This window comes from Pseudopedobacter sp. (genome assembly GCF_040392825.1).
Classification (GTDB): domain Bacteria; phylum Bacteroidota; class Bacteroidia; order Sphingobacteriales; family Sphingobacteriaceae; genus Pseudopedobacter.
The window spans coordinates 1-8,680 of sequence record NZ_JBEBVH010000176.1 but is presented as its reverse complement, the minus strand read 5'-3'; the positions used below and the strand labels follow the sequence as shown (position 1 = coordinate 8,680).

At 36.7% G+C, this 8,680-nt stretch carries 6 protein-coding genes; 3 read left to right on the top strand and 3 right to left on the bottom strand.

The window, feature by feature from the left end; translation table 11 throughout:
• Together ABWO41_RS12490 and ABWO41_RS12485 are read right to left on the bottom strand one after the other, a co-directional pair.
• Positions 1-1,100 (bottom strand): glycosyltransferase family 4 protein (locus ABWO41_RS12490; RefSeq protein ID WP_353138351.1); only part of this gene is annotated, 1,100 nt, incomplete at its 3' end.
• Between the two features lie 207 nt (positions 1,101-1,307).
• Entirely contained in the window at positions 1,308-1,748 is a 441-nt protein-coding gene (locus ABWO41_RS12485; RefSeq protein WP_353138349.1) for a hypothetical protein, read from the bottom strand.
• Positions 1,749-1,815: 67 nt separating this feature from the next.
• Here ABWO41_RS12485 and smc point away from each other — a divergent pair, with 67 nt between their 5' ends.
• Positions 1,816-5,355 (top strand): chromosome segregation protein SMC, encoded by a 3,540-nt coding sequence (gene smc / locus ABWO41_RS12480; RefSeq protein ID WP_353138346.1) that lies wholly within the window; start codon positions 1,816-1,818, stop codon positions 5,353-5,355.
• A gap of 19 nt (positions 5,356-5,374) precedes the next feature.
• Positions 5,375-5,791, top strand: a complete 417-nt coding sequence (locus ABWO41_RS12475; RefSeq protein ID WP_353138343.1) for an SRPBCC domain-containing protein — start codon at positions 5,375-5,377, stop codon at positions 5,789-5,791.
• 298 nt (positions 5,792-6,089) lie between these two features.
• Here the strand turns inward: ABWO41_RS12475 and ABWO41_RS12470 are convergent, their stop codons facing one another.
• Positions 6,090-7,046: a sugar phosphate isomerase/epimerase family protein gene (locus ABWO41_RS12470; RefSeq protein ID WP_353138340.1), complete on the bottom strand. Its 957-nt coding sequence runs from the start codon at positions 7,044-7,046 to the stop codon at positions 6,090-6,092.
• A 175-nt stretch (positions 7,047-7,221) separates the two neighbouring features.
• Between ABWO41_RS12470 and ABWO41_RS12465 the strand changes: the two genes are divergently transcribed.
• On the top strand, positions 7,222-8,460 hold the full coding sequence (locus tag ABWO41_RS12465) for an MFS transporter (RefSeq protein WP_353138338.1): 1,239 nt from the start codon (positions 7,222-7,224) through the stop codon (positions 8,458-8,460).
• The last annotated feature ends 220 nt before the right edge of the window (positions 8,461-8,680 follow it).

Below are 8,680 nucleotides of genomic sequence, written 5' to 3'. Positions count from 1 at the left end.
GATTCTGCCATACCAAAACTAAAGTTTTGATTAACGATTTGAACCCCATCTTTCACCGATTTAGTCCAAACTTCGCGATTATTATAAAGTAATACAGACTTATCGGCAAACAGGTCTGTGTCATCTTCTATAAAACCATTCCAATCTCTTCCCAAAGACATAGACTCAGCACCTATAGATGTGGTTACATTAGGCGTCCCATACAGCATGGAATCTATTAATTTACCTTTAAGCCCGGCACCAAATCTAAGTGGTGCTAAACAAACTCTTGCATTTAACATGACCGCTTTTACATCTTCGGCCCTGCCTTTTACCAAGAAACCTTGTTTAGGATTGTTTAGTTCCCAAACTTTTTGGCTTGGATACGCTCCAAAAACGTGTAGCTCTGCTTGAGGTAATTGCTTCCTGATCATGGGCCAGATTTCCTCTTTAAGGTATAAAACCGCATTCCAATTAGGTTCATGCAAAAAATTACCTATACTTATAAAATGCTGTCTTTCTTCAAAAGTTTTATATCTTAAAACTTCATCCACATTGATATTTGGCAGTAAAAAAGGTATATAATAAAGCAGTTTGATATCAACTTTAAACAGTCTTTGCAAAATATCCATTTCAAATTGTGAGATAATCATTGAAATATCGCATCTATAAATACTAGCTATTTCACGTATTGCAATATCTTCTCCCAGCAGATCTTCTAAAACAAATTCTTTTTTATGTTTAAAGGCTTTTTGTCTCGCATAGCGTAAACAGTGCAAATCTTCCGTATCTAGAAGTTTTAAAGCTGACGGACACGCGTCGCTAACCCGCCATCCAAACTGTTCTTCTGTCATGAACCTATCGAACATCACCAAATCTGGCTGCAAATCTCCTACAAAAACATCAAAAGAAGAGCAATTTAATTTAATGGACTGCTTGTAAACACCTAGCGTATCCAGATCAACCATAAAATCGCTATCTGCCGCGGCACTGGCAAAAGTTACCTCATAACCTGTTTTTAAGAAAGCTTGAATAAGCTGTATCATTCGACTACCTGCGGCAGAAGAACCAGGTTCTGGCCAAACTGTACCTATTATAAGTATTTTTTGAGGAGTGTTCATTCTATTTCAACCACAAAGAACGTAAAGTTTTTCACAAAATGTACAAAGCAAACTCATAATCAGTTAGTGGTAAATAACAGCCCTTCTTTCTCGTCATTTAGACGAAGAATGAGGAGGCCTGAATACTGTTAGAGCCAACAATCGCAAAAAAATTCAGCGATCTCTACGTTTTGTTTGTAGACTTTGCGGTTAAATAAATATGAAAATCTAATACGGCCTTTTCAAAATGGCCTCTTTAATTACAGCATCTCTCAAATCAAAATCGATAATATCATCTTCTTTATGCTGAACTTTAAACACTTCTGTTGACTTAGTCTGAACTTTTAAAGGTTTATTCTCTATAGCAGGTTTCTCAGGATTATAATAATCTCCTAAAGATTTATAATCCATTTTTTTATAAACCGACTCTTCTATCTTTTCCTTTAACTGGATCTCTCTATTAGTTAGTTTATAATCTGGCTTAAGGTCTATTGCCTCGGTTCTTTTCTCTATAAGCGGTTCGCTTTCAACTTCTTCAGGAATTCCATAAGTCTCTACAGGCTTACCGAGATTCCTCTTTTTAGCCTTCTCTTGTTCCTTTTTAAAGTTCTGGTACCCCTGAAAAAGGAAATAAGCAACAACAGCAAGTATATAAAACAGATTTTCCACCTCTGCAAATTAATAAATTTAAATTAGTTTTGGGGGAATTTTATTGGGGATTATTCCGGGTATATAAATGCAATTAAACAAGTTAGAAATAAAGGGATTTAAAAGTTTCGGAGACAAGATAACTATTAATTTTAATGAAGGAGTTACCGCTATTGTTGGTCCTAATGGCTGTGGTAAATCTAATGTTGTAGATGCCATACGCTGGGTTTTAGGCGAGCAAAGTACTCGTGCCTTACGTTCAGAGAAGATGGAGAATATTATCTTTAATGGGACCAAAACACGTAAACCCGCTAACCTTGCAGAAGTTTCTCTAACGTTTGATAACACAAAGAATGTATTACCTACAGAATTTTCGCAGGTAACCATTACCAGAAAATTATATCGCACAGGCGAATCCGAATATCGTTTGAATGATGTACAGTGCCGCTTAAAAGATATTACAGACCTGTTTTTAGATACCGGTGTGGGCTCTGATTCCTATTCAATCATAGAATTGAAAATGATTGATGAGATTATTGCCAACAAAGAAGGTTCAAGAAGAGCTTTATTTGAAGAAGCTTCAGGTATCTCTAAATATAAGCTAAGAAAAAAGCAAACATTCAATAAGTTAAAAGATACAGAAACAGACCTTAGCAGGGTTGAAGACTTATTGTTCGAGATTGAAAGAAACCTTAAGACTTTAGAGAACCAGGCGAAAAAAGCCGAACGCTATTATAAAATCAAAGAGCAATATAAAGCTTTAAGTATCATTCTGGCTTCATTCAAAATTATCGGTTTCCGCGATTCTCTGGAAAAACTGGAAAACCAGGAAAAAGAACTGGCAGAACAGAGAACCAATGTACATACGCAAACTGATAAACTGGATGCCGATATTCAAAAACATAAATTTAGCAATCTAACCAAAGAAAAAAACCTTTCGGTACAACAAAAGGCTACCAACGAGTTTATAGCCAAAATCAGAGCTTACGAGAGCGAAAAGAAGATTAAGAACGAACAGCTGAAATTCCTTCAGGACAAAGAACAACGGTTAAATACCGAGCTCGAGAAGGACAAAAACCAGCTTAACCATATTCTGTATAATATAAAAAGGCTAAACGAAGATCGTTTGCAGGAAGAACAGACTTTGCATACGGTATCTTCTAATCTTAATCTGTTAAAAGAAGAAGTTGAAGAACTTAGAATTCAGCAGCAATCTTCTAAACTAAGTTTAGACCAAAGCCAAAAGGAAGCAGCTCAGCTGCAGAACAAGCTTTACCAAACAGACAAAGACATTGAGATCTTAAAGATACAACGAGATGCCTTAGAACAGGAAAGTATCAGGAATGTTGAAGATACAGCTTCCAAAGAGACCCAGTTATCTGAATTCAATAAAGTAGTTGTCGAACTGGAAAATAAGGTAGAAAGCAAACAGCATCAGCTTAATCACCTTCAGAAACAGGAAGAAGAATTAAAAGAACAGTTACAGCTTCAGGAAGAGAGCCTGGCGGAGGATAAAGATCATCTGAATAGTCTGAGCCGTCGTTTAGATGCCCGTCAGAATGAGTACAATCTCACCAAGAGTATGGTAGACAATCTGGAAGGATTTCCAGAGTCTATACGTTTTCTTAAGAAAAGCACCCAATGGGCAAAGAAAGCTCCGCTCCTTTCGGATATTCTGTTCTGTAGAGAAGAATTCCGGGTTCCCATAGAAAACTATCTGGAATCTCTCATGAACCATTATGTGGTTGAAAACTATGATGATGCAATTGAAGCCATTAAGCTTTTGAACGATTCGTCCAGAGGAAAAGCAAATTTCTTTATATTAAACAATATCGAAGAAAAGGAAGCGACCAGCATAGAAACTCCGGACGGAGCAGTTCCGGTGATTATGGTAACCGAGACAGATAAGAAATATAAAAACTTATTTAACCATTTGCTCCACAATGTCTTTTTGGTAAACGATGAAAGCGAGAAGGATTTAAATAATCTGCCTATTGTACCTGGAGCTACATTCATTGGCAAGTCTGGCAAGTTCAGCAAAACCAAACATACGCTTTCTGGCGGTTCTGTCGGGCTTTTTGAAGGAAAGCGTATTGGTAGAGCAAAAAATTTGGAAAATCTGAGCAAAGAAATTAAAGACTTAGACAGTCAGATTAAAAAATTAAAAGCAGGTATAGACGAGAATAGCATTAAAATAGCTTCTTTAAAGGCTTCTACTAAAGCTCAGGAAATTACAGTTTTAAGTGGCGAAATCAATCTGTTACAAAACGAACTGATCTCGGTAAAAACTAAACAGGAACAGTATCAGTCTTTTATTACTAATAGCCAGAACAGGAAACAGGATATTGAAAACAAACTGCAAAATATTGCTTCGGAGTTACTAAAATTAGAGCCCCTAATTGCAGAAATCAACACGCAGAGACAATTGCTTGCCGATAAGCTGGTTGAACAGCAGGCCGCTTTTAATGAAATTAGTGAAGTGCTGACTATGCGTAGTTCAGCTTTCAATGCAGATAACATTAAATTCCACCAGCAGCAAAACAAAATTAGCAGTATTGACAAGGATCTGGAATACCGCGACTCTCTAAAGGAAAATCTGGAAAGCCGTATTAATATAAACAGTGCCGATTTAGATAATACCAAAGCAACTATTAAAGACACGCTGCAGCATGTAGATCATAACGATGAAGATCTGATTGCCATGTATACGCAGAAAGAGGAAATGGAAAATGCTTTGCAAGACGCCGAAAAAGAATATTATGCTTCGCGTGGACTGGTTAACGATTTAGAGACAGAGCTTACCGAGTTGCGTCGTAAAAAAGAAAACATAGACCTCCTATCTAACGAGATTAAAGATAAAAAAAGCAATCTTAGAATAGAGCTAAACTCATTAAAAGAAAGACTTTCTGTAGAATTCAATCTGGAAATTGAAGATCTGCTGGATAACGAAGTTCCGGAAGATGCCAATGAGGACGACACCAAAGAAAAAGTTGATAAAATTAAAAAGCAACTGGACGAATTTGGAGCTATTAACTCTACGGCAATGGAAGCTTATAATGAGATGGAAGAGCGCTATAACTTCATTAAAGCACAGAAAAAAGACTTAACAGAAGCAAAAGAATCTTTGTTGCAAACCATTAAAGAAATAGACGAAACTGCCAAAGATAAGTTTATGACAGCATTTACCGGTGTACGTGAAAACTTCATGCGTGTGTTCAGATCTCTGTTTAACGAAGAAGATAGCTGCGATTTAATTTTGAGCAATCCTGACAATCCGCTGGATTCTGATATTGATATTATTGCAAGACCTAAAGGAAAACGCCCTTTATCTATTAATCAGTTATCAGGTGGTGAAAAGACACTGACTGCTACTGCCCTGCTGTTTTCGTTATACCTGTTAAAACCAGCGCCCTTCTGTATATTCGATGAGGTTGATGCCCCACTAGATGATACAAACATAGATAAGTTCAATAACATTATCAGGAAGTTCTCTAACGAATCTCAATTCATTGTAGTATCGCATAACAAACGTACTATAGCCAGCACAGATATCATTTATGGTGTTACGATGGTAGAACAAGGTGTTTCCAGAGTAGTTGCAGTAGACTTAAGAGAAGTGGCTGCTTAAACAGATTAAATCAACGGATATGAAAAAGCAAGCGAAACCTATTGGTCTTACTAAAGATGCAGGCTGGCAGTTTGGACTTAGAAAAACATTTCCATACTCACAGAAACATTTATGGGATTTTATGTTCTCAGATCAGGGGTTAAAAGTCTGGCTTGGCGAACTCGAAGAAGAATTAGACGTTAAAAAAGAATTTAGCACCAAGGAAGGGATTACAGGAAAAGTGAGTGTATTTACACCCTATTCCCATATCCGAATGAGCTGGAAAAAGAACAACTGGGAGAATAACTCAACTGTTCAGGTAAGAATTATAGGCGACTCTTTCAAAGCAACTATTAGTTTTCATCATGAAAAACTTCTAGATAACAGCCAAAGAGAAGAAATGAACGTTTACTGGAACGAAAAAATAACAGAGATAGAGAAAGCGCTGATGACATAATTGGTCTGGGTTCCAGGATGTATCAAGCTTGTCCATACCCTGTACCATCTTACGTTCATCCTACGTTTATCTTACGTTCATCCTACGTCTTCTGATAAACTTTTTGTATAAAAAACAACGGTAATAATAGAGAAGGTACCAACAATACAAAGCATTTTATTGTTACTTCTAAATATCGTTTATATCAAAGAAAAAAGCAATAATATAACCATGAAATTAAACAGGATTTCAAATGGAAATAAATAGCTGCCAATCCTATTAAAATTTATTATTCAATAAAGCTGATTAAACAAACTGCTTACTCAGAAGCAGCCCGTTTTAAACCAGATACATAATTACCGTACAGTGTGTCAAAACAGGACTTTAGCTCTGGTAACGAAGGATACGCACTTTCGTACATAAAAGCACCAGTGTACCCCGCTTTATAAAGGGCAGAAAAAATAGCATTCCAATCATTTTTCCCTTTTCCCGAGCATGGAAAATAATGCCTTTCAGCCATTCCATCACCATCTGCAATATGGACAGATTTTAGACGGTTTCCCAAAGCATTGATCAATTTCTCAGGAGATTTAATATGGTTCATATCTACCGCTGCATAAATATCTTTTGGTAAACGGCCCATAATTTCCTGCACCTCTTCAACAGATCTGCACAAAGGTCTCTCCTGCTGCGCACTCTTTAATAATTCTGGTCCAAGCATATTCTCTATCACCATTTTCGCACCAATACCCTTGACAAATTTATTCAGTTCCGTTGCCGACTTAATCATCTGAGTTTTTCTGAGTTCCCGCTCATTAAGCCCAAGATACCAGCTTGGATGAAATAAAATGATTTGAGGTTTTAATACTGCAGCATGTTTAATTATCTCTTTATGAAGGTTCACTACTTTCTTTCGCTGTACCTCATCACCTAAAGAAATATCTTCATACTGTCCAAAAGGCATATGCAAAGACCATATTTTAATCCCAGCCTCATCGGCTGTTGCCTTAATGGTCTTCATTTTATTCTCCAGCTCTTTTTTTGTAAGCTTTAGCTCTTTAGTTTCCTTATCTATTAAAGAACTTAGCGCAGCTAGCTCAATATAGTCTATTCCGGCCTCCTTAGCTTTCTTTAGCGTAACAATATCTATTTTATTAATACTAATTGAGTAACCTATCTTAAACGGTTCAATAGTTTTAGCTTCCTGAGACAATAAACTGGAAGATAGCAATAGAAAAGGCATTAAAGCCCACAAAGGTTTAAATATACAGTTCATTTAATAAGTGTGTGTTTGCACTGCATAAATACAAATATTTTCGATTACTAGCTACTAAAAAGTGATTAAATAAAAACTATGTTAAAAATAAGTAACATCCTTGTAGCATTTTCTAAAATTTAGCGTCTAAGAAATAAGTATATTATAAAAACACGTTATTTGTGTTGTCTATTTTATGATTAAGAAAATTACCAGACTTTATACCCATTCTTATAAAGGATTATCCACGGAATCATGGATGCTGGCCCTTGTTATGCTTATTAACCGGTCCGGCTCTATGGTATTGCCATTTCTGGGGGTATATATGGTAGACAAACTGCATTTCAGTATAGCACAATCTGGCTTTGTACTTAGTTTTTTCGGCATTGGTTCTGTAGCCGGGTCATGGATAGGTGGTACAATTACAGACAAAATTGGCGAATATAAAGTTCAGGCTTACAGTCTGCTCTTAAGTGTTCCTTTTTTTTGTATGCTTCCGCTTTTCACAACAGTAACTTCATTATCAGCTATGATATTTCTACAAAGCATGATTAGTGAAATGTTCAGACCGGCAAACTCAGTAGCTATTATCAAATATGCCAAACCCGAGAATATAACTAAATCTTTCTCATTGAATAGAATGGCTATAAATTTAGGATTCTCTATCGGCCCGGCTTTGGGCGGAATACTATCCGCTATATCTTATAATTTTCTGTTTTTCTCCAATGCATTTGCAGCTTTAATAGCCGGTTTGGTTTATATCTATTTTTTCCGGAGAAGACATCTCATTTTTCAGCTCAGAAGAGCCAGAAAAGAAAGATTAGAAGATGGCAGTAGTAATATTCACTCACAAAAATCTCCTTATTGGGATTTTAAATTTATGATCTTTAGCATACTGTGCACCTTATTCTCGATCTGCTTCTTCCAGTTCCTTAATTCTCTTCCCTTATTCTACAAAGACGATCTGGGGTTAAGCCAGCAAACGATTGGTCTTCTCTTAGGTTATAGTGGAATTGTTATAGTATTATTCGAAATGGGAATGGTAAATATGGCAGAAAGAAAATTCACCATAGCCCAGACTATGTTATACGGAACTATGCTTTGTGCATTATCTTATGGGATAATAGGCTTTAATCACCATTTAAGTATACTGATATTATCAATCACCTTACTCAGTTTAGGCGAAATCTTGATTCTGCCCTTTATGTCTACAGTCACCGCATTACGAGCAGGTCAAAACAATCAGGGAGCATACATGGGAGTTAACGGCATATCAACATCTATTGCATTCATCATTTCCCCTGTTTTAGGCGCAAAGTTGGCATCTATTTATGGTTTTAATGCTTTATGGATTGGCAGTGGCATACTTTTATTACTTGTAAGCATAGCTTTTTATTACAGCGTAAATTGGATGAATGAAAAGGCAGAAAGCTAAAGGCCCAAAGCGTAAAGCTAATAACCGGTATGAATGGCAGAAGCTATTAATATAGAGACCCTTCGACTACGCTAAGGGTGACATGGTTGAAAGTAAAGCTGTACAAAATTAACGCAGAACCATTCCCAAGAACGCCCCCGGCCTCATAAAGATTTGCCCGCCTGTCCGGCAGGCAGGCGTTAAGAAAACCAGCGTAGGTGAGCGCCCGGAACAAAATGCT

What these genes read in the sequence shown, in the direction of transcription:
- ABWO41_RS12465 (WP_353138338.1), top strand. Translation starts at nt 7,222, where the DNA reads ATGATTAAGAAAATTACCAGACTTTATACCCATTCTTATAAAGGATTA.
- ABWO41_RS12475 (WP_353138343.1), top strand. Translation starts at nt 5,375, where the DNA reads ATGAAAAAGCAAGCGAAACCTATTGGTCTTACTAAAGATGCAGGCTGG.
- ABWO41_RS12470 (WP_353138340.1), bottom strand. Translation starts at nt 7,046, where the DNA reads ATGAACTGTATATTTAAACCTTTGTGGGCTTTAATGCCTTTTCTATTG.
- smc (WP_353138346.1), top strand. Translation starts at nt 1,816, where the DNA reads ATGCAATTAAACAAGTTAGAAATAAAGGGATTTAAAAGTTTCGGAGAC.